At 33.7% G+C, this 21,316-nt stretch carries 13 protein-coding genes; 11 read left to right on the forward strand and 2 right to left on the reverse strand.

Features of this window, described 5'->3' with window-relative positions; genetic code table 11:
• Positions 1-10: 10 nt before the first annotated feature.
• From LNQ49_RS18360 to LNQ49_RS18390, 7 genes are all read left to right on the forward strand, one after another.
• A complete protein-coding gene (locus LNQ49_RS18360) occupies positions 11-1,072 on the forward strand; it encodes a DUF932 domain-containing protein (protein ID WP_229990460.1) in 1,062 nt (353 codons plus the stop codon).
• A 61-nt stretch (positions 1,073-1,133) separates the two neighbouring features.
• Positions 1,134-1,667 carry a prtrc system protein e gene (locus tag LNQ49_RS18365; RefSeq protein WP_229990461.1) on the forward strand — a complete coding sequence of 178 codons (534 nt, stop codon included), beginning with the start codon at positions 1,134-1,136 and terminating at the stop codon, positions 1,665-1,667.
• Positions 1,661-1,879 carry a PRTRC system protein C gene (locus LNQ49_RS18370; protein ID WP_229990462.1) on the forward strand — a complete coding sequence of 73 codons (219 nt, stop codon included), beginning with the start codon at positions 1,661-1,663 and terminating at the stop codon, positions 1,877-1,879. Before LNQ49_RS18365 ends, LNQ49_RS18370 begins: the two co-directional genes overlap by 7 nt.
• A gap of 56 nt (positions 1,880-1,935) precedes the next feature.
• Entirely contained in the window at positions 1,936-3,027 is a 1,092-nt protein-coding gene (locus tag LNQ49_RS18375; protein ID WP_229990463.1) for a hypothetical protein, read from the forward strand.
• Complete coding sequence (locus tag LNQ49_RS18380) at positions 3,024-3,740, forward strand: prokaryotic E2 ligase family D protein (RefSeq protein WP_229990464.1); 717 nt, start codon at positions 3,024-3,026, stop codon at positions 3,738-3,740. The genes LNQ49_RS18375 and LNQ49_RS18380 overlap by 4 nt, the downstream gene beginning before the upstream one ends.
• Positions 3,737-4,540, forward strand: coding sequence for a PRTRC system ThiF family protein (locus LNQ49_RS18385; RefSeq protein WP_229990465.1), 804 nt, complete (start codon positions 3,737-3,739; stop codon positions 4,538-4,540). The genes LNQ49_RS18380 and LNQ49_RS18385 overlap by 4 nt, the downstream gene beginning before the upstream one ends.
• A gap of 426 nt (positions 4,541-4,966) precedes the next feature.
• On the forward strand, positions 4,967-6,469 hold the full coding sequence (locus tag LNQ49_RS18390) for a caspase family protein (protein WP_229990466.1): 1,503 nt from the start codon (positions 4,967-4,969) through the stop codon (positions 6,467-6,469).
• A gap of 315 nt (positions 6,470-6,784) precedes the next feature.
• On the opposite strand, the gene LNQ49_RS18395 is transcribed toward LNQ49_RS18390, so the two are convergent.
• Positions 6,785-11,917 (reverse strand): nSTAND3 domain-containing NTPase, encoded by a 5,133-nt coding sequence (locus LNQ49_RS18395; RefSeq protein ID WP_229990467.1) that lies wholly within the window; start codon positions 11,915-11,917, stop codon positions 6,785-6,787.
• Positions 11,914-12,960 (reverse strand): ComEC/Rec2 family competence protein, encoded by a 1,047-nt coding sequence (locus LNQ49_RS18400; RefSeq protein ID WP_229990468.1) that lies wholly within the window; start codon positions 12,958-12,960, stop codon positions 11,914-11,916. Before LNQ49_RS18400 ends, LNQ49_RS18395 begins: the two co-directional genes overlap by 4 nt.
• Positions 12,961-13,070: 110 nt before the next feature.
• On the opposite strand from LNQ49_RS18400, the gene LNQ49_RS18405 reads away from it, so the two are divergent.
• The 4 genes from LNQ49_RS18405 to LNQ49_RS18420 all read left to right on the forward strand — a co-directional run bounded on the left by LNQ49_RS18405 (position 13,071) and on the right by LNQ49_RS18420 (position 21,147).
• Positions 13,071-15,203 (forward strand): ATP-binding protein, encoded by a 2,133-nt coding sequence (locus tag LNQ49_RS18405; protein ID WP_229990469.1) that lies wholly within the window; start codon positions 13,071-13,073, stop codon positions 15,201-15,203.
• On the forward strand, positions 15,200-16,180 hold the full coding sequence (locus LNQ49_RS18410) for a hypothetical protein (RefSeq protein WP_229990470.1): 981 nt from the start codon (positions 15,200-15,202) through the stop codon (positions 16,178-16,180). The genes LNQ49_RS18405 and LNQ49_RS18410 overlap by 4 nt, the downstream gene beginning before the upstream one ends.
• Before the next feature lie 82 nt (positions 16,181-16,262).
• Positions 16,263-17,603, forward strand: coding sequence for a DUF4238 domain-containing protein (locus LNQ49_RS18415; protein ID WP_229990471.1), 1,341 nt, complete (start codon positions 16,263-16,265; stop codon positions 17,601-17,603).
• A gap of 679 nt (positions 17,604-18,282) precedes the next feature.
• Positions 18,283-21,147 (forward strand): NB-ARC domain-containing protein, encoded by a 2,865-nt coding sequence (locus tag LNQ49_RS18420; RefSeq protein WP_229990472.1) that lies wholly within the window; start codon positions 18,283-18,285, stop codon positions 21,145-21,147.
• Positions 21,148-21,316 lie beyond the last annotated feature (169 nt).

Raw genomic sequence — 21,316 nt, forward strand, 5'->3', positions numbered from 1 at the left:
TTTAAATATCATGGCACATCATATAAATTACAACGAGCAAAGCCAAAAACACAGTTTTTTCAGCGTAAAAGAAAAAGCATGGCATAATTTAGGACAGATAATATCGGACTACCCAACAAGCGCAGAAGCTATTGCGCACGCAGGATTAGATTACGAAGTCGAAAAACGCAAGCTATTTACACCCTGTTCTCAGGAAATTATTGTAAATAATGAAACCACCCACAATAAAATCGAAGTACCAAATTATTTCAGCACGGTACGTACTGATAACAATGCCGTTTTGGGTGTAGTGGGTAAGGACTATCAAATCGTACAAAACAGGGATGCTTTTTCTTTTTTCGATAGCATCGTTGGTGGTGAAGGTATTCTATACGAAACCGCAGGGGCTTTGGGTAAAGGCGAACGCATTTTTATAACCGCTAAACTACCCGATTACATCAGGGTTGGCAATGACGACCTTATCGAAAAATACCTGTTCCTTACCACCTCACACGACGGAAGCGGAAGCATAACAGCCGCTTTTACGCCTATACGAATTGTATGCGCCAATACCCTTAATGCCGCTATGCATAGTAAAACGAATACCGTACGCATTCGTCATACTTCCAATGCCAAACAACGTTTGGAACAGGCACATAAGGTAATGGGCATATCGGATATGCTATCGTCACAAATGGAATCTATTTTCAACGATTGGACAAAAGTACGCATCACAGATAAAGAGGTTAAAAAACTCATTTCGTTCGCTCTTGTTCCCAACAAGGAGGTTTTAAAATCCATACAGGATGGTAAAGAAGACGAACTTTCTACCTGTTTTACCAATATGGTGGATAGTGCTTTTGAGTACGCCATGAGTGACCCCACACAACTCATGGATACCACCAAAGGAACGGTGTTTGGGGCGTACAATAGCGTAACGGGTTACTTTCAGAATGTCCGAAACTATAAAGACGATGAAGCCAAATTAACCTCTCTTTTAATGGGAGGAACAGGACAGCTACGTACACAGTCTGCATTCAATTTGTGTATGGATTTTGCGAGAAAAGGCACAGATGCATTATTGCTAAACTAATCCAATAGGTACAGGCACAACCTGCCTGTACCTATTTTTTATCCACTTAAAACGCAACATTATGAATTTCTTTCAATCTCTAATCGCCTTGCAGGTTGCAGGCGACTGGAAAATAAACATAGTAAAAGAAACTGCCGACAGGCTTATCGTATCAGTATTGTTTTTCAATGATGCTATTGGCGATGAGGCACGTAAAAAAGTGCCGCCTATACTACTTAAAGGTACTGCCGAGGAATTGGATGCAGGATTTTTTGAAGCTATTGCAGAGCCTGTAAAAGATACGGCACAGTTATTTGCCAATATGGAGCAGTTCCTCAAAGAATCGGCACAGGCAAAAATTAGCTCGCAAATGGAAAAGGACAACATCCTTAAGATAGGCAAGGAAAAAACCGAAATGCAGAAGAAATACGAAGAAGCCATGAAGAAAGCCGATGAACTCGAAGCGCTGGGCAAATTCAAAGAAGCATGGATGAAAGTACCACAAGCAGACCAATATCCTGAACATAAGGACATCATTCACAAACGCAAAGCGGAACTTTCCGATAAATTCCCCATTGACCTTTTTAACGACCCTAATACCAAAGAATCATGTTAACAGCCACACTATTAGAAAGAGTCTTTTCATTTAAAGATAAAGAGCAGGATATTAAACTTGCCGATCCGTGCGCCTCATTCAGCCCCGAAGCGGTATTGAACTTTTATGCGCAGACCTATCCCATACTAACAACAGCAACTATCGAAGGACCCGTAATAAATGACGATGCCATACAATACAGATTTTTGTCGCAAATCGGAACAAAAGGATAAATCATGAAAACGAAATCCATAACAGGCAGTATCAGATTGCCTAAAACGAAAAAGCAATGCAAACTATACCAACAGTTAGGCGCTTGGGCAGAAAACACCAACCGCTTGCCCGATGCGCAGGAAGTAAAAAACAACAAACCCACCTCAGTACCTTTGGAACAGTTACCGATGGTTTTCTAAAACATCAGTTCTTACCGTTGTTCGAACAAGGAGAAGAAATGCCAAACTACGAAGGAACTGAAAAAGGATTTTTTGATTCGTTGAACATCCTGACAGGATTATATGGATTCGAACAGATAGAAGTAGAGCACAAAACCTACCCTTACAATATCTTGTTGGCGCATAAGTATACTCAAAGACAACTTGAAAAATCAGGACAGGATATTGAACTTGTCATTATGCAGGATGATGATGGAGCGGTGAAATTGGCAACCAACCATAGTTATAATACAGGTACAACCTTGTATTATATTCCGGTACTTCCTTTGTACCGATTGTTACAGGACAAAAAACAGAAACGAACTGCCGAACTTCTGTTGTCTGTGTTTGGATATCTCTACCATATTGCACGGATTCCCTACTACAGGGAGAATCATACCTATCTATTTTATCAGTATGAATGTATGGAAGAATGGTTGATAGATGATTTGGAAAATTGCGAGAGCGATGATGCAAACAATGAATTTTCAGAATTTAATGGGGTAAACTACTACGGAGATATAATGCTACGAAAAATATACAATCCTTATCATCTGAATGTTTTTAAACAGCGAATTGATACCTACAAGTCAAAATCTTCATTTAGTCAGGATTGCCTAAACATTGCACAAAAAGCATTTGCTTTATTAACCGATTATCCTGATGCCAGCATTTTCCGAAATACCTTGAATCAGGAACTGGATGAAGATGATAGCATCATACACGCAGAACAATACATTTCTTTTATAGCGGATAGCGATGGTATGCTGTATGAGAACATTGCCCGTGTTGTCAACGATGAATTTAATGAATGTGGAGAAATCGAAGAACCCACACTACAGCAAATCTATGATAGCGAAAACAGTCCATCAAAAGAGCTACTTGATTTTGAATACCGAATTTTCCCTTTGATTAATGAACTATGTACCCTTTTAAACTATATACCATGAAAGATATAACAGCCGATTTCGGAACATTATACACTCCTGTAAAAGCCTTGGTAATCTATCAGAAAAATTCGTCTGACAAGACTACTTATGTGGAAAGCTACGACATGGATAAAAATGGCTATCCCACCAATGCCCATCCACTGAGCGTAAAAGAAAGTACACTGCTTGCTAGTGCTTTAGATACTTCTGACGAACTCAAACGCAACTTTTTGAAACCTTTAGGATTGCTACCTAAAAATGTACTGTATATCAATCCCGACCACGATGGCTATGCCATTTGGCATACACCATCCCAAAAGGTAGATTTGTTTTTTGTCGAGAGTTTAGGCATTCCAAACGGCAAAGCATTAATACCTCCTTTGCTTTGGAAAGCCTCTAAAAACACACTTTGGATATATGCATTGGGGGAAACTCTAGCCATTACAGAAACTACCCCTTTATACAATGCCCCCTACTTTAATCTATACTCCGATGGTAGAGTTTGTATGGGAACCGTTTCAGTCAATAGTAAAACAGATTGCCTATTAGAAGAATTTATTCAGTCGTGGGAGCAGTACTTTTTTAACAGCTATTTCAGCCACCTGATTAGCGAGAAAAGCCCTGTGAAAGGAAACATTATTCAGTTGTGGCAAAGCCTTGTAAATACTCGCAAAAAGTTCCCCACAAAAGTCCTTATGAAAAACGGTCTAACCCTTAATAAACTACTGTCATGAACACATTAAAACCAATGCATTACGCAGATAATTACCTGATAAATCCAACCAATCCCATCACAATTAATCTTATTGGTGCAGGAGGAACAGGAAGCAGGATGCTTACTGAACTGGCAAGAATGAACCATAGCCTTATTGCTTTAGGACATACAGGATTGCAGGTTAGTTTATATGATGATGATAGGATAACCCAAGCCAATCAGGGGCGACAGCTTTTTGCCGATACTGAAGTTGGTTTGTACAAATCAGTGGCACTCATTAACCGAACCAATCGTTTTTTTGGTACGAATTGGAAAGCCATAACTGAGCAGTTTTCTACAGTAAACCTCAAATCTCTACCCAACCGCGGAAAAGCAAATATGTACATCAGTTGTATCGATACGGTATCGGCACGATTTGACATTGCAAAGGCTTTACAGGACTGCACAGAAAACAGCAGTTGGGAACGCAATAAATCACTGTATTGGCTTGACCTTGGTAATTCACAAAATACAGGACAGGCGATATTATCTACTATTGGCGAAATCAGGCAACCAAAATCCAAACTATACAGGACTGTTGCAAATCTTCCAATGGTTACCGATGAATTTAAAGAACTGCTAGAAGCACAGACCGAAAACAATGAACCAAGTTGTTCGCTTGCTGAAGCACTCGAAAAACAGGATTTGTTTATCAATACTACACTAGCCAGTATGGGGGCTTCTTTACTTTGGAAGTTATTCCGTGAAGGTATGACAGCCCATAGAGGATTTTTTTGGAATTTGGGTAATTTCAGGTCAGAACCGATACTGGTGGGTTGATGCCCGCCGCCCCGCAATTGCACTTCCTTCGTCGGGACAATTGCGGGGCGTTTTAAGCGGATGCGCCCGCTTGCACAGAACATGCCTTTATTGGCAGTCATGCAAGCGGGCACGTTTTTATTATTACTATTTGAAATAATGTTAAACGTTTAATAATACAATAAAAAATATTTGAAAATTTATGAAATTAAATATTATATATTTGAGAATAAATAAAAGAGTCATCAAACTAGCCTAGAACTATTTCGAATACATATGTATGATAAAATTATACATAATAAATGAATTTATATCATTACGAAATCACTGTGGAGGTTGTGAAATTTATTGGCAATTCTAATTTATTATTTGGCATTACTAAATAATAATAACAATTTGTAAATTAGTTGGAAGGATGGTTGGCTTCAATAATTAGATAATAAAAAAATGAGTCAAAGATTTGGAATTTTAATAGGGATAAATGATTATTTAATAAATCCTTTGGATTATTGCGTAAATGACGTAAATAAAATTGAAGAAGTTTTAATTAAAAATTGTCAATTTGACACAAACAACCTTAGAATAATTACTAGTGATAATGGTAGTTCTAATAAGGATATTGAAAGTTTATTCTACAATGCGGTTGATAACATCAGTAGAGACTTTAGGCAGAATGAAGACAGTATCTTTTTCTTTTTTTCTGGACACGGTGTTCATCATGAAGAAGCTACTTTACTATTTCATTCTAAAGAGATAACTGTTTCACAAATATATGCCAAAATTAAAGATAAGTTAAACCCTAAAAATCAATTTTTAGTATTTGATGCTTGTCACTCAGGTGAGAAAATAAAATCTGCAGTTGATGAAGATTTTTTTAAAGAACTCGATTGGAATAAACTTTCTTCAAAATCAGAAAATAAAACAATTATTGCAGCTTCTAGATTTGATCAAAAAGCTACAGAAAAAAAAATTTTCCAAAATGGTACCTTAACTCATTACTTTCTAAAAGCAATCATTACAAAACAGAACTATAATGATTTAGGATTTATTACACCGTCAGTAATTGCAGACTATGTAAGAAGGGAAGTTAGTTTAGATAAAAACTTTAATCAGATACCTTATACAAATAGTATTGATATTGGTAGCTATCCTTTTGCTTTTTCAAAATATTTAGAGATAGGATATAAACCATTAGAAATTACTGAAATAAAAAGAGAAGAAACAAATAAGGAGAAAAACGTAAATGAGAAGACTATAATACGAACTGCTCCAACTGTATTTTTTATTGAAAAACTTTCAAAAGCCTTCCCAGGTATTAGGGGTTTAAAATGGTTTGTAGGAAAACCAGCTACAGACGGGTTAAAAAGATTTTTACTTGGGCCTCTCAGATTTGACGAGGCAAAAGATTATGGTGTATTTGCAGATCCTATATGGTGGTTTAGGGGAGGTAGTGCATTACCTGTTGCAAAGTTTGAAGATTTAGGAAATGATAAAATATTATTAAACAACGATGAATTAATTATTGATAAAATTGCTGTTTTTAATTCATCTTCATATTACTCTAGTTTTATTTATATTCAAGTAACTGCTGACGTACCGTCCGGAGCATCCGAAATAAGTTCCGAAGATATAGAAAGACAAGTAAAAAGTATGGGCTATTGTTATGAGTCTTTTGGTATTTATAAAGACCATGTTGTGACGTCTGAGGAATACGAAGATGGTGCAGCAATTATTAATGGAGAATATACCGAACTAACAGATTGTAAATTTAGACATAGGTATCTTTCAAAATATAATATTATTCTTGTTCCGAAATCATCACCCCATAATACAAGGGAGGGTAATTTATTAGGTACAGAATATATGAATTCAATTCTCAAAGAAGAAAGAACTATAGAGCAATTTGCTAAAGAATACGAATTACTTCCAAGGAATCATATGGATCAGTAATACTGCACTGTATCACACTAAACTATATATTTAAAGGTAAATAAATATGATAAAGCAATTCACAGAGGATATAGTTCACAACAATGTTTCTTTATCTGAAGTTGTAACTATCTTTTAAACTTTTAGCTGTAGAAGTTGGAAACCAAACTTAATAAAACCGTCTAAACTTTTAGGTATATTCTATAATCGTGGATTGAAATTTTTGTGACTCTGTAACTCCTCATGTTTTGTTAGGAAATTTGGAGGGCTTTCTAATTGGATGCACCCAATTGCGTGAACAAACGAAATCACTTTTTCACACAATCGGGCGAGCGTTTAGTCATTAATAATACCTTTTGAGGAAATAAAATCATCTCGGATAATATAAGCAGTTGAAGATGCAGTCTCATCAATCAGTTTATCAAGTAGTAGGATAAAAGCATTTCTCAGCTTAGTAGATGTGATAACTTCCTTTCTTCTTACACCATCATAATAAGTTTGTATAACAATTTTTTCAAGGTAAAAGTTCCAATCTTTGTTGTTTGGCCATTCGTTTTTAATTCGCTCAGCCAGCCAGAAAATACCATCCGGCATTAACTCTTTATATCCTATTCCAGCAATTAATCTCCCTGAAGAGTTTAAATCAGCACCCTCTAAAATGATTGTTTCAAAAAAATGTTTTTTATTGTCTAAAGGTGCCCACTCCTTTTGTGTCAAGGATAGTATCCGATGATTAAGAAGAAGTGTTTTATCAAAAATGAAAGTATTAGTTGTTAAAATTTTATGGCTTAAATAATTCCATAAAATCCAAAAATTATCGCTTTTAGATTCGTTGTTTATAAGTTGATTTATTAGTTCTTCTAGACATTTTTCTACAAAATCAAATTTTTTATTTGCATAATTACGTTTTGATCCTTCTACATAGACCCAGTTAATTAATATTTTAAAATGTTCAATTGCAGTATCTTCTGGCTGGCTTAGTAAAAATTGAGCAAATTTTTGATGAAAAAGTTGCTGTAAGGAGTAATGAAGTCTGTCATCATATGAGGTAGAATCTCTAGTCAGACTTTCAAATATGAAATTCAATACTTCTTTATAATAATCTTGCAGGATTTTTAGATCTGTATCTTGTGGTACCAGTTTTAAAGCTTCAAATAGCCAGTCACTTCCATTTTTTTCATAGTCAGGAATTTCAATTTGAGAAGGAGCGACTCCTGCACCAACTTTATCCATTATTTTATTAATTGCACTATTGTACTCATGCAATATTTTGTTATAATTCTTATCACTGGATTGATGATTTGAGGCTCTATAGCCTGGATTAATAGTCAGTCGGATATTGCTGTAGATTTCTTTTAAAAATGCAAAAGGGGATATTTTAGAGGAGGTTTCAACTCTTCTAAAATATTGAAGATTCTGTTTTAGAAATGAGATTTTCGAATACTCAATAATCGAACTGATACAGAGTAAGACGAAGGCAGGATCAGACTGCCAAAGATTTTGTCTTATTGATTCTATTAGAGAACGGCATTCCGATCTATCAGTAAGATTTATTAAAGCGAAGACCATGTATTGCCTTAGATCTTTCTTTTCAGATTCCTCAGCATAAGACATTATAAGAGGGAGAACTGAAAAAGCAGCTTCCGTTTCATAAACTGTATATTTAGAATGCTGCAAATCTAAATGTTGTTTATTTTCAAAAAGCTCATATTTAAAAAGTTCAATTATTTTATCGTTAGACCATTCTTTTTCTAAAGGTGTTAAGCAAGAATAAAAATCTCTGATGCCAATAGAAGCTATCAATACTGCTTGTTTATATCTCGAATTTATCTCTATATTATTTTCAGCAGCTTTGGAAATTAAATAAAATTCCGACCATTTCGCATAATTATTTTCCTCAACAATTTCATGTCTTAGTTTTTTCATACACCAGTATGACGCGTGTGATACTGGATTAGTAATTGCCTGCCTCTCCTTATGCTGCTCAACAACTTTTTTCAGGTCTTCTTCTAAATTTGTTTCCATTAAAAAGCCATTCTCAACTTCTCCGACAATTTTATACTTTCTTTTGTCTATTCTAGTGAGCGCAAAACGCCACGCTTGATCTGTAGGGTTCTCAGAATTAAATTTATCTATTATCTGAAAGATATCAGCTTCGTACTGTCCCTGACTGAGATTCATTACTAGATCCTCAATACTTTTGCTTCTATGTTTCAGGTTTTGAAAATTCTGTAACTGCAGATGACGTAATTGGCTCTGTCTTTTGTAACTAATGGGACTGAAGGCTTCTGTTTCATTTATACACCTGTTAAAATCCAATTTATATATCTCTTTGATTTTTAATAAAGGAAAAATTTTATTTCCAACAATATCCATATGCTCGTTTGCAACACTTATTAGTATGGCATCAGTCATAACATTATTGCTTTTGCTGATTAAAACGTCAAAGCTGTAATCCCAAAGCCTCTTTAAAATTTCAGTGTACTGCTCATCTTCATTTTCTTTGATATCTTTACCTATATGAAGTAAATAGCATTCTAGTGCCATAAGGGTACACTTTAATAGATCTGGAACATTATTATAAGTACCTCTGAACATCATCCACAATGTCGGGCTTGCATGATGTCTAATTTTATTGCCATCTGGCATTGTTATAGTTATTTCAGACCGTACATCAGGAGGGAACAAAAATTGATTGCTTTTTCCGAAATCTGAATTAATATAAGAGTTTGCAGAATGATTAAATAACTTTATTAAAAAATTTAAGGTTCTAAAAGGTGAGACTAAAAGAAGATTTAATATTGGAGTTTCATAAGGGCTTGCAGGGGAATAATCATGGGAAGTACTTTCTTGTATGCCGAAATTATTTTCACTGTGAATACCTGATCGGTAATGAGGTCCAAAAAGTGATTTCTTTGCCATTTCAGCAATTTCCTCTGGAGTTGGAGGATAATAAAACCAATCTTTCTCTGCAATTTCCAAAACAAGCTCGGGATAGTTTTTACAAATATTTTTACCTTCATATCCATCAAGGACATAATCTAAAATTTTATCATATAAATTTCCAATTGCAAGGTCTACCGCACTTTTTTTATTTCGAAATGCGACCTCTATAATAACTTTCAAGTCTTCTTTAACAACATCAGCCAGATTAAAAAGTAATAAAATGCCCTTGTTTAAATCGTCAGTTTTTGACCTTTTCAGATCGGGTGTAACAGTTGATGTAAATATTTTATAATACCATATTAAGATCTTACCAACATGCCCTGCCTCGGCTGGAAATGGCTGAGCTTGTTTAAAACCCTTTTCCCACTGTAACATCATTAATAGTATTAATTTCATTTGAGTTTGCAGAACATCCAGATTAAAAAAAATAAATTCAATAAGATTAGGCCAGCCCTCCCCAAAAGGAATTAGGTTGATATTATGATATAATTCTGTTCTTTTTTCCTGCTCTATTACGCTGAGAAGTGTGAAGTCTGGTTTTTGGCATGCAACCTGCACTAAAAAGTTTATTCTTTTGAAATATTCAAAATTATTTAAAAATAGAAAGTCTTTATTCTCTTTCAAAAAATCCCTACTGTAGGGAGACTGCATAATAGCAATAAGTATCTCGTCCTTCCAGTATTTTTGTGTTTTTTGCTCCCTAAGTGTTGCTTTTAAAAATTGATTGATGGTCTCATTAATAGTTTGTATTTTTTCTGATATCCAAATTCTAAAGGCCCTTCTAACCGCTGGAGTTGATCCTAGACTTTCGTAAAAATTATCATAATTTCCTTGATCAATAATGTATTTTAAGTAATTATAATCAATATGTCGCGTTAATGCCCAGTCTTCGTAAATGTCGTGCGCAGGAGCAAAACTATTTTTATAAACAGGTTCAGGATCAATGATGTTGTCGGCAATTAGAGAATATAATATTTTCTGTGGGGCATCATCAACAGTTGTATATGCACTCATGGCGGCAGTTCTTTGCAAAGCAATTTTCATGAAAATTTCTCCACGTAATTTTCTCTGATCAACCTCAGTTATTTTGTCAAGGCCTTCAATGACATATTCCCACATAATTTGTTTGAACTTTACCTCAGAATCTACATCATTACTTAGTGAATTTTCGGGTAATGTAACCGCCTTATCAAGATTAAACGGTATTTGAAGAACTTTCGAAAGAGAAATATTATCCAGCAAAGATACTAGGGCAGGGTAGGTCTCGGCGACAGTATTAAGTTCAATCTTGTCAAGAAGTGGTACTTCAAAATTGGGAAAAGGGGGGAACTGTCTTAAAAAACGTATTTTTAACTGTTCAACCGCATAACTCCTGCAGGTAAGGACTAACGTTATATTAGGTCTCTTAGAAAGTAATTCAAAGAAATCGAGTATAGTATCAGCATTATTGGTTTCCAATACTTTTTCTATACTGTCTATTAAGAGTATATGAGATTTGTCATATGCTGGCGAATTAAGTATGTCTGCAAATCTGGTTTTAAAATTAAAAGGAGGTTCAGAAAATAGTTGCTCAATATTTTCCCTGTCTAGTTGCTCACCCTGCAAAGCTAAAATTTCGTATTCATTCTTCAGGTTCTCAAAAATATTCTTGACTAGAGCAGATTTACCAGCCCCCGGTTTTCCTGTAAAAATGGCCAGTCGGTTACTTTTTATAACTGTTGTTGCTTCTGCTGTTACTTTGGTACGTGGAAGATTAACCTTTCCAACACTGCTTCTTACTCTTGAAAGAACCCGCATGGAATTTTCATTAAGCTTTTCAATCGCATCAAGAATAGTCTCATCTGTTTCTATTTCATGAATTGATAGAGTTTGTAATGTTTTTGATAAGAGAAGATCATTAACCAGATTAAGATTAATTCCCAGAATTCGTTTATTTTTTCTCTCATAACCGAGAAATAATCCACAGCAAAAAAAGATGTTTTTTACTTTTATAAATATTGGACTTCCAGAATACCCTTCAACAAGATTGTCGTCATTATATTCACCAGTTAGGGGATCAGAGAGTTCAATCTGTATTTGGTTGCTGTGATCCTTATCATTAAGTGTTTTTAATTGATAAAGCGTTCTTTTTAATTCGTTCTGAACTATTTTAGGATAACCTGTTATCTCAAGCAGATGATCTTTTTGTGGAACCATGCAGAGAGATGGACATTTGGTGTAATCTAGAATTACGGGCAGGGATGATTTTTTGATCACTAAAACCCCGATATCTTCAACTTCATTATTTTTTCCAAATATTATAATGTCATCTGTTTTTAAATTATATTTTGACCATTTATTTTCGATAAGAAATTCAATTGAAAGTTCCTGAGCAGTCCATGGAACTTCTTCGACACTAACAAGAGAATGTCTTGCGGCAAACACATATACCACTTCCGCATCCTGAGTTGGAGAATAAATGAATCCGCCACTGTATCCTGCAGGGTTTTCAATGCGTATTATAAAATCTTTAGCTGTTGTCATCCTATTGTAAAATGAAGGTGGTTTTTTCCTTGATCAGGGAATTTTAAATTGATTTGAAAGTCTTTATCAACTTTGAAAATATTTCTTGTAAGCTCGTTTTCCTGTGTTATATGAAAATTTATAATTTTGTCAGGATTGGCATGGAGCACTTTGACTAAAGTTTCCTTATTGGGTAAATTCGATCTGTTGAATCCGTCCGCTGAAATGATATAATCCTCACAGTCAATCAATTCAAGAAGAGAGTTACTGATGTTGTACCTGCTTCCATGATGAGGAATCTGCATGTATTTAAGCTTTAATTTTCTGTCTTTACAAATTCTGTTAATTGAATAGGCTAGAATATCTGAATGGCTGTCAGCCGAAAACAATATAGATTCATTATTAAATTGCAGTATGAAGGAAATACTTGAGCCATTTTCTACTGAAGCATCTTTCACTTCCTTGCTAATATCGAAATCCTCAATTTTTTTATTGTAGTCGTTTTTTCGATTGGTTTTCAAAGATGAGGTTTCTGATTCTCTTATTTTAATTTCTGCATTTTTCCAGACGTTCAAAAGTGCATTATATTTTTGATTGTTAGGGGACAAAATTGTAGCCGTTGCTCCCCATAAATCAATAATATCATCATCTGTAATGCTTTCTCTTATATTGGAATTTTCAATAATATAATTTCTTAATGTGATGCCCTGCTTGACGTTTTTTAGATTATTTGTACGTATACCACTGTCATAATCCCAATTGGAATAATTGAACCAGAAGGTTGTTCTGGATAAATCAACAGCCTCTAGTAATTCAATATCTTTTAAAAGGCGAAGAATACCACCTATATGATCGTCATCAATATGTGTTATAATCCAAATATCTATTATTTCCTTTTTAATGTTGACTATTTCATCTATTCTTTTTCTCAGCCCTTTTTCATAGAGGTTTCCCTTCTCACTACCGCCATCAATTAAGATATTATGAGGTTTATTATCACTACCGATAAAATTAATATGAATTGCATCTGCACAGCCTGCATCTAGAAAATCTATGTTTATCAAAGTATAAAGTTATTAGTAAGATTCTTTATAAAATTACAATTATTTACAGCATACACAACTTATGCAGTCTGCAAACTAAACATTATATTTACTTGCACAATAAAAAACCTATGACACTAGCAGCTGTTTACATAAACGATCATTTTTTGTTTGATCAGCCTCAAACATTGAACTTTGGAGGAAGATTTATTTATAAATTTGAAAGTATTGATGATCGGACATTTATGGTGATTTTCACAGAAAACCCAAGTTTTATGGAAGGTTTCTGGGGGAGAGGGATTTCTTCTTTATCAGCGGTTGTTGGGGCCAATGGATCCGGGAAAACAAGTATCCTTAAAGTGATAAATAAAGGGTACCAAGAATTTACAAAAGCGATTTTTATTTATGAGGATGCTGATGGACATTTTTTACTAGACAATCGGACAGGAGATAGAAATGAATCAGGACAGTTTGTAAAGGGGACAGGCATAACAGTTTATTTTCCACCAGGCATAAAGTATACTAAATCTACTCCTGAAGGATTTACTGAATTGTATTTTTCGCCAATTTTTGATCCGAAAATAGAAGATTTTTTTTCGCATTTAGGTTTAAATTCAAGTCATCCGGAAAAAATGATAGGTGAAGTTTTTATGGAGAATATTCGAAAGGATGTAATTTTCTTAAATGCGGATGTAAGTAAAAAAATTAAGGAGGCGTATCCTGATTTTCCAACTTATGAAAGTCTGAATATAATTCCAAAAAAGTTATACAAACGTGATTTTAGAAAAGTATATAATGATACAAATTTAGGAAACCCCAAAAAAAATGAAACACTGCAGGTTACTATAGAAAGAGATTTAAGTGTTAAAGATTATTCAAATCCTGAATTTCTTTTAAACTCATACCTTGATATCCTGAAATCTTCTAATATCTTGGATGCACTAAATGAAATCTGGGATATGCCGGCTTACAGAAATAGTATACAGCATAATGAACACCTTGTGCATAGCTCTCGAGATTTTATGAAGGATATCGAAATCAATATTCTGTCTTTTCTGGTTATTAATGACATATTTGCGATAACGGATCTTACTGGTTCTTTTAATTTTGAGAGAATTTTAAATAGTAAGAGTTTTGACGAGCTGTTAAATCATTTTTTGGTAAAATATATTGTCCAAATTGATAAGAATTTTTACAGGTATGAAGATAAAATCAAGCTTGACAATTATACTGAACTTATGGATATTGTCATGAACGAATATGGTAAATTTGAGCAGCTGTCGGGAGTTAAGACCGAATCCCTGAAATCAAATATAATGCATCATGTGAATGGTTTTAAATCGATTAAAAGCCTTCATGAGATATTTGTCACCCTTTCAGACAACATCGTTTTTGAAAATGGAAGGTCAATATTAAAAATTGATGTCGACAGAGAAGATATAGAAGATCTAACAAAGGCTCTTTTTGATGTATATGCAAAAGTACGTGAGTACTTTTCAAATATTCCAATTGCACTAAAAGACGTTGTAGATATAGAGTCTAATAAGAATTTATCTTATGGTGAGAAATCGATTCTAAATCTATATTCAACATTCCACGATTTTACCTTTACAAATAATCATGTTAGGGAATCGGAAAATTTTTTGCTGATTCTTGATGAAGCTGACCTGGGATATCATCCAATTTGGAAAAGAAAATTTATAAACACTTTATGTGAAACTCTCCCAATAATTTTTGCTCAATTAAAGCCAGCTGTATGGGACAGTGTTGCTAAAAGAAAGAAGTCTAGCAATAATGAAAATCCACGTTTACAAATTGTGATTGCAACCCATGACCCGTTAACATTGTCCGATTTTCCAAGCAGTAATATAATTTACCTTAAGAAAGACAGCAATCGTAAAACTATAGTTTTAAATAGTGAAATAGATCCGAAGAAGTCATTTGGAGCAAACATTACAGATCTCTTAGCAGATTCGTTTTTTGTAGAGAATGGTTTAATAGGAGATTTTGCCAAGAAAAAGATTGAACATACTATCATGTGGCTCAATGAACAAAAGCAGAAAAAAGAAGAATTAGGATCATCTTACGTATTAGATCAGGAAGAATTCGTCCATCACCAAAGCATCATAAAGATAATTGATGAGCCGGTTATTAAAATCAAATTAGCAGAAATGCTTGATGAATTAAATGACCAGATAGATGTACAGAAAGAAATTATTCAGAGAGAAATTGATTTGCTGAATGAAAAGCTTGGAAGATTATGATTTACTTGGATCCCAGTAGTGCCAAGATTAAAGATGCACATGCAAATCATCATGCTAAATTACTGACTATTATTAAAGCAAGAATCATTCTGCATGCTGATGCAGTAGTAACAGCATTTCTAAATGATGATAATTTGGATATTATTTTAAAGGGAGCGCCTGATCAATTGATTCAGATACAAATGCAATTTTTCAGCAGCGTTGTTCCAGGATACAATTTCGCAGAGTGGCTGACCTATTTTAAATTTAAACGAAAACCGGTAGCGTCAAGGACAGCAGCTGAAATAACAATTTTAGCAAAGTATGGTAACTTTTACAGTCAGTTAAACCAAATATTTGATTATGATAAGTTTTCTTCAAAAAAGAATTTAGTATATTCTACATATGACCTTGCTCATAAATTAAATATCAATACCTGCACGTACTGTAATAGGATGTATACTAAGACTGTAATCAAGCCACAAAAGCTTACTCGTCCTGAATTTGATCATTGGTTCGCAAAAAGTCGATACCCACTCTTGGCATTATCTTTTTACAATTTAATTCCCAGCTGCAATATATGCAACAGTAGTATTAAAGGTTCAAATGAAATGACATTAGCAACTCATCTGCATCCTTACATTGATAAGCCGGAATTTAAATTTACATATTACAATAAAAGTTTTGATACTTATGGTTTTACTATCATTTCAGCCCCTGGATCGAAATCATATAATACGGTATCTGCTTTCAAAATAAAAGAAATTTATGAAATGCACGAAGATGAAATAGACGATTTACGTAAAATAAAATCTGCTTATTCGGAAAGTTACCTCACTATTCTAGCAAACCAGTTTAAGGGATTATCAATTTCCGAAGACGAAATGTACAGGCTTGCTTTTGGAACGTATAATGATGAGGAACTTTTTGATAGAAGACCTCTCAGCAGAATGAAAAGAGATATACTATTGGAATTAGGAATTATAAAAAAGAAGTAGAAATTCTGAATTAATATTAGTTTAATGTTTTGAATAGCCTTCGCTATTATGTTACGAAATAGTTTAATTAACATCTTTATTTATGACAAATGAATCAAAAAAACATCATTATTTGCCTCAATTTGTTCTGCGAAGATTTAGTATTGATACAAAAGGAAAACAAATTTATGTTTTTGATAAGCAGACTGAAAAATGTTATACCTCGTCAATATTAAATAGTGGCAGTGAAAACGACTATAATACTGTCTTAACTGATACAGAAGAGTTCAATTTTGAGTATCTTTTCCAGAAAACAGATAACTTATATGCAGAACTTACGAGAAAAATAATTGAGCAAGGATCTTTTGACGGACTTGATTACGATGATTTTAAGTCTTTAGCTTTAGTAACAGTAAATCAGCTGAGAAGAACTAAGCTTGAGAGGTCAACAATGGATTATGTTAACAGAGAAATTTATAATACAATTGAAAAAGCAATTAAGGACTTAAAAGGCCACTATACGAATGGTCATGAAAGGTTAACTTCCGAGGAAATTAAAGCTTTTTCAATTATGGGTGTCTTTGATACTGAAGAAGAAATTCGTTCACTTCTTACTATGGGTATCTATTTAATTAAAAACCGGACAGGGCTTCCATTTTTAATATCGGACACTCCTGTAGTTTTTGATAATAATTTTGATTATGGAGGACTAGGAATTTTTGAAAAGGGAATTGAAATATACCTGCCTATAAGTCCTGAATATTTAGTAGGTTTTTGTTGCCCTACAATAATAAATAAATTGCAGATAGCGGATAATTTAGGAACTTTAGATATCGAGGCTACAAAGTTTTTAAGAGCACTTGAAGAAGACCATCCTTTAATATTAGAGGATCTAAATCACGTTAAATATTACAATAGTCTTCAAGTATTAAAGTCCTATCGTTTTATATATAGTACTATTGATGTTTCCAGTTTAGTAAAAGGAATAATTTCACACAATCCAAAAATTAAGTTTAATGAAACAACTGTAAGGTTGGGGGAGATGGGAAAGGGACCTCCTCCAAATAAAAATCTCCCAATGGGCGATTTATTGATTATTTTTGGAAATAAGGATCACAATATGTTGCCCGTAAAAATTATTAGCGCCTCTCAAGAAAAGGTAGAATTTAAATGCGAAAAAAGCTTTTTGCTCTCAACTGTGTTAGCTGATATTCCCTATGAAAGAGCCGAGTGGCATTGTGATCAGTCTTTAAGATGGGCACTTGGAAAACCTGAAATAAACATTATTGATCAAGCGAATGATTTATACGAGTTAACTTATTCAGATAAAAAAATGTTTCAAGTTTTTGAGATGATAAGAAATGAAAAGAAGAAAAAAGAGGGGAATTTTAAGCAAAGTAGATTACGGCGATTTCTAAATTTTATAAGAATAATAAAAAAGTAACTGTTTAATAAAGAAAGTTTTATGAATAATGACAGAAAAAATGAAGGAAGATTTGATAAAGGATTTAATCTCAAATGCAAACTGTTCTTTGAGATTCGGGTATTACATCAATGATATTGTTGAAAACGTGAAATGTCAAGGCTGTTTGCGCGGACTTACTGTGCCTGTAGAGCCTAATTTCTAATATAAGCCCAATGATTTGATCAAAAATAATATGTTCCAAATGAAAACTTTAAAGGATGGAAACCTTACTGTCGTATGTGCACTGATTAGTCCTAAAAATCAAAGTAGGATAGATTTTAGTTATCTGCCCCTGATTTACATTTTAAAAAAAATTCAGTAGTCCGAAACCTTATACTGATCTTGATATTGTATGTCTTGTGGATTGGAAATTCTTTATTGGTAAAGCCAAACATATCGGTACAGCTTTTTTTGATAAATATTCTCAAAAAACTCACGTGCCTTGACACGCTGGTAGTTATAACAAAGGAAAATTTCCCTGCCATGGAAACCATATGAAAAACTTGAGAAAGCAAAAAATACTCTTGAAAGCAAATTAGCTAAATTGCTTATTAGGCCTGATTTATCAGCTGTTGGGGGGTAGATGTCCTTTCTCCACGAGAATTATGAAATAGATTTTACTCTAACTTTAAAAAGATTATATACCACGACCCAATATATGAAACCAGAACTTCTTAAACTCATTAAGAAAAACCAAGATGCTTACTATGTAAACAGAGGCTTTTATTATCAGTACTTAACAGTACTTCAAAAATGGATTCAGCATTACATCAGCAGTGACGATATTACTGTTTTCACTGAAGTAGGAAATGACATTAAGGAAGTTGGCCAAAAATTGGTCTATACACAGGTGAAATGCTACAAAGCTCCTTTTAGCTTTCAAAATAGTATTCTAAAAAAAGAACTATTCTCTTTTTTTGTCCAGTACTTGGAAGAAAAAGAAATAAATTTAGAGTTGGAATTTCATTTTTTTACTAACTCAGCACTCACCAAAAATGAAACACTACTCGCTGCATGGATGAATTCGCAACCTTTGACTGAAGGTGAATTACTAAATCAATGCCGCAAAAAAATTAGAGAGATTTTTAAAAAAGAACTCAAAGAGATATGTGCAAAAAAATTATATGATAAAAGAAAAACAGAAAAAGAAAAACTTGAAATTAAATCTGGCTTTGCAGTACTTATTGCAGAACTGGATATAAGCGCTCTACTTGATGATTTTATTAGTAGGATACATTGGTCTTTTGGAAAAGAAACTCCTTTAGAAAGTATTACCACCATACATAATACAGTTCTTGAAGATTTAAAGCATCAAAAATTCGAAGGAAAGCCACCACAAATGCTTCTCGAAGCACTACTTTCCGAAATCTACCGTTGCTCTCAATTAGAAGATAGTGAAAACAGAAAGGTAGATAATAAAATGATGGAGGTTATTCTGGCGCGAAAAGATGACGAAATTAGTAACTTTACAAATGAATCACTTGTAAAGCTTCTCGATGTTAGGTTTTATGCTTTGGAGGAAAAAGTTGCATTAGTAGAACATACAGTGGAACTTCATGGAAAGATACTAAAGGAACATTCAACACACTTGAATTCACTTTTAGCTATTGTTGCAAAACCAAAGGATGTATTGCTCCCACGAGACTTTACTTTGATTCCTTACATAAATAATACAGATGGTCTTGGAAGAACCGACGACTTACTGAATTTATACAACCTGCTGTTACAAAATAAATGTGTGAGTCTCTGCGGTGTTGGAGGCATTGGAAAAACCGTAGTAGCAAAGTTATATGCTAATAATTATCGTAATGAATATGATCATGTTTTATGGTTAGACACCGAAACAGGTATATATGAAAGTTTCATCCTTAATGAGGGCCTAATTCGTAACCTTTCTGTTAACCCTGAAGAAACTCCCCACAATAAATTCTTGGATATTATTCAAAAGCTCAACAATATTCAGGGAAAAGGTCTACTCGTAATAAACGATCTCTTAAATGATGAGAATGAAAAGCTGGATAAATTAAAAAGTCTGTACAACTGGCACGTAATTTTTACTTCGCGACTAAGAGTGAACTACGGCATACAGCAAGAGGTAAAACCACTTTCCTTTGAGCATGCCTCTCAGCTGTACCGTAAATTTGAACCAGACAGAATAGCTGATGATAATATATTTGAGCAATTTTTTGACCTCATAGAATACAACACTCTCACCATTGTGCTTGTTGCAAAGACAATACATCTGAGTTTCGATCTTACGCTAGAAAAGTTTTTAATTTATCTTCGGGAACAGCGGCTTGATGATGAAGATATAGAAGTAGATATAGAATTGGGAAGTACAAGTGTGAACTTACTTAATATACTGCAAAAAACCTTCAACATAAGCACGCTAAGTTCCTATGATCGCTATTATATGGAGTTTTTGGCGCTACTTCCCGCAGAGGGTATTACCATGGCGGATCTACTACTATTGTACGGTAAAGAATCTGAAAAAAAAAATAAGGCAGAACTGACAAAAGTGGTGAACCAACTGCATAAAAAAGGTTTAATTACACGAACTGGTAGCCAGATTAAAATGGACATGATATTTCAGGAATCTGTTTTATATCAGCTGCGTAAGGATAAGAACACTTTTATGTCTCAGATGTTTCACATACCCTTCCTTACCGCGCGTATTCGAGAAGGTGTAGATGGTAATCCTGGACAAGCGGCACGCTTTATAAAATATGCCCAGTCATTCGTAAGTAAAATTACAGAAGAGTACAGAGCATCAATTTATCAGCCTATGCTAATCTTGGAGAATGAAATGCTTAATGTCCTAAATTGGTTTCAAAATTCTAAGGATCTAATTCAAAAATGGGAAAATCTTACTTTAAGGGCGATCGCATACATGGATGCAGGTGACCTCCAATTAGGAATAATCTTTCATAACTATGGACTGAATCTCGCAGCTATTAATAAGCGTGAAGAAGCTTCAAAATATTTTGATATGTCTATAGTAATTTTTAAATCTGGGCAAGGGAACGCATCTCATCTGTTAAATATGTTATGTAATAAGGCTCATCTTTACTTGCAGCTGAATGATCTAGAAAGTTTTAAGATAACATTCCAGGAGATATCTGATTTAAGAGAACTGTATAATCTTTGGCATGATCATACATTTCCTTTGCAGTGTCATCTCTTGGGTACCGCTAACAAAAATAATGATAATTTTGTTGAGGCAAAGAAAATGTTTTCAATTGCAGTAAATGCCCAAAGGGAATTACCTATAGAAAACAGAAATGATCTTAATTTGGTAATTTATCTTTGTGATTTGGCCTTTTGCTTCCTAATGGATAAAGAAATTGAGCCCGCTGAAAGAGCAGTTATATATGCTGTAAATATATTATACCCCCTCAAGATGGGACCTGGGAAGCATTTAGAAAGGGTAATAGAAATATTGATCTGGATTACAGATTTAAAAGGAGAATTAGAAACAAGTAGTAAATTAAAAGAGCGACTTGAAAATTTATTTAGAGTCTAATTCTAGATATTACCTAATTTTTCTTTGAGTCAAATTTTCTTAACATTTTATATTGTCTTAGTCAAAATTTATATCGGAAATTGAAGATTTTTTTATATCATTACATTTTAGGATTTTCAATTATTTTAAGGAGTGATTTTATTTAAAAATTATTTTTTACATGATTAAA

Origin of the sequence: Flavobacterium pisciphilum (assembly GCF_020905345.1) — a bacterium.
Lineage (GTDB): Bacteria > Bacteroidota > Bacteroidia > Flavobacteriales > Flavobacteriaceae > Flavobacterium > Flavobacterium pisciphilum.

Coding starts and splice junctions, on each gene's coding strand:
- LNQ49_RS18360 (WP_229990460.1), top strand. CDS start 11: ATGGCACATCATATAAATTACAACGAGCAAAGCCAAAAACACAGTTTT.
- LNQ49_RS18365 (WP_229990461.1), top strand. CDS start 1,134: ATGAATTTCTTTCAATCTCTAATCGCCTTGCAGGTTGCAGGCGACTGG.
- LNQ49_RS18370 (WP_229990462.1), top strand. CDS start 1,661: ATGTTAACAGCCACACTATTAGAAAGAGTCTTTTCATTTAAAGATAAA.
- LNQ49_RS18375 (WP_229990463.1), top strand. CDS start 1,936: ATGCAAACTATACCAACAGTTAGGCGCTTGGGCAGAAAACACCAACCG.
- LNQ49_RS18380 (WP_229990464.1), top strand. CDS start 3,024: ATGAAAGATATAACAGCCGATTTCGGAACATTATACACTCCTGTAAAA.
- LNQ49_RS18385 (WP_229990465.1), top strand. CDS start 3,737: ATGAACACATTAAAACCAATGCATTACGCAGATAATTACCTGATAAAT.
- LNQ49_RS18390 (WP_229990466.1), top strand. CDS start 4,967: ATGAGTCAAAGATTTGGAATTTTAATAGGGATAAATGATTATTTAATA.
- LNQ49_RS18395 (WP_229990467.1), bottom strand. CDS start 11,917: ATGACAACAGCTAAAGATTTTATAATACGCATTGAAAACCCTGCAGGA.
- LNQ49_RS18405 (WP_229990469.1), top strand. CDS start 13,071: ATGACACTAGCAGCTGTTTACATAAACGATCATTTTTTGTTTGATCAG.
- LNQ49_RS18410 (WP_229990470.1), top strand. CDS start 15,200: ATGATTTACTTGGATCCCAGTAGTGCCAAGATTAAAGATGCACATGCA.
- LNQ49_RS18415 (WP_229990471.1), top strand. CDS start 16,263: ATGACAAATGAATCAAAAAAACATCATTATTTGCCTCAATTTGTTCTG.
- LNQ49_RS18420 (WP_229990472.1), top strand. CDS start 18,283: ATGAAACCAGAACTTCTTAAACTCATTAAGAAAAACCAAGATGCTTAC.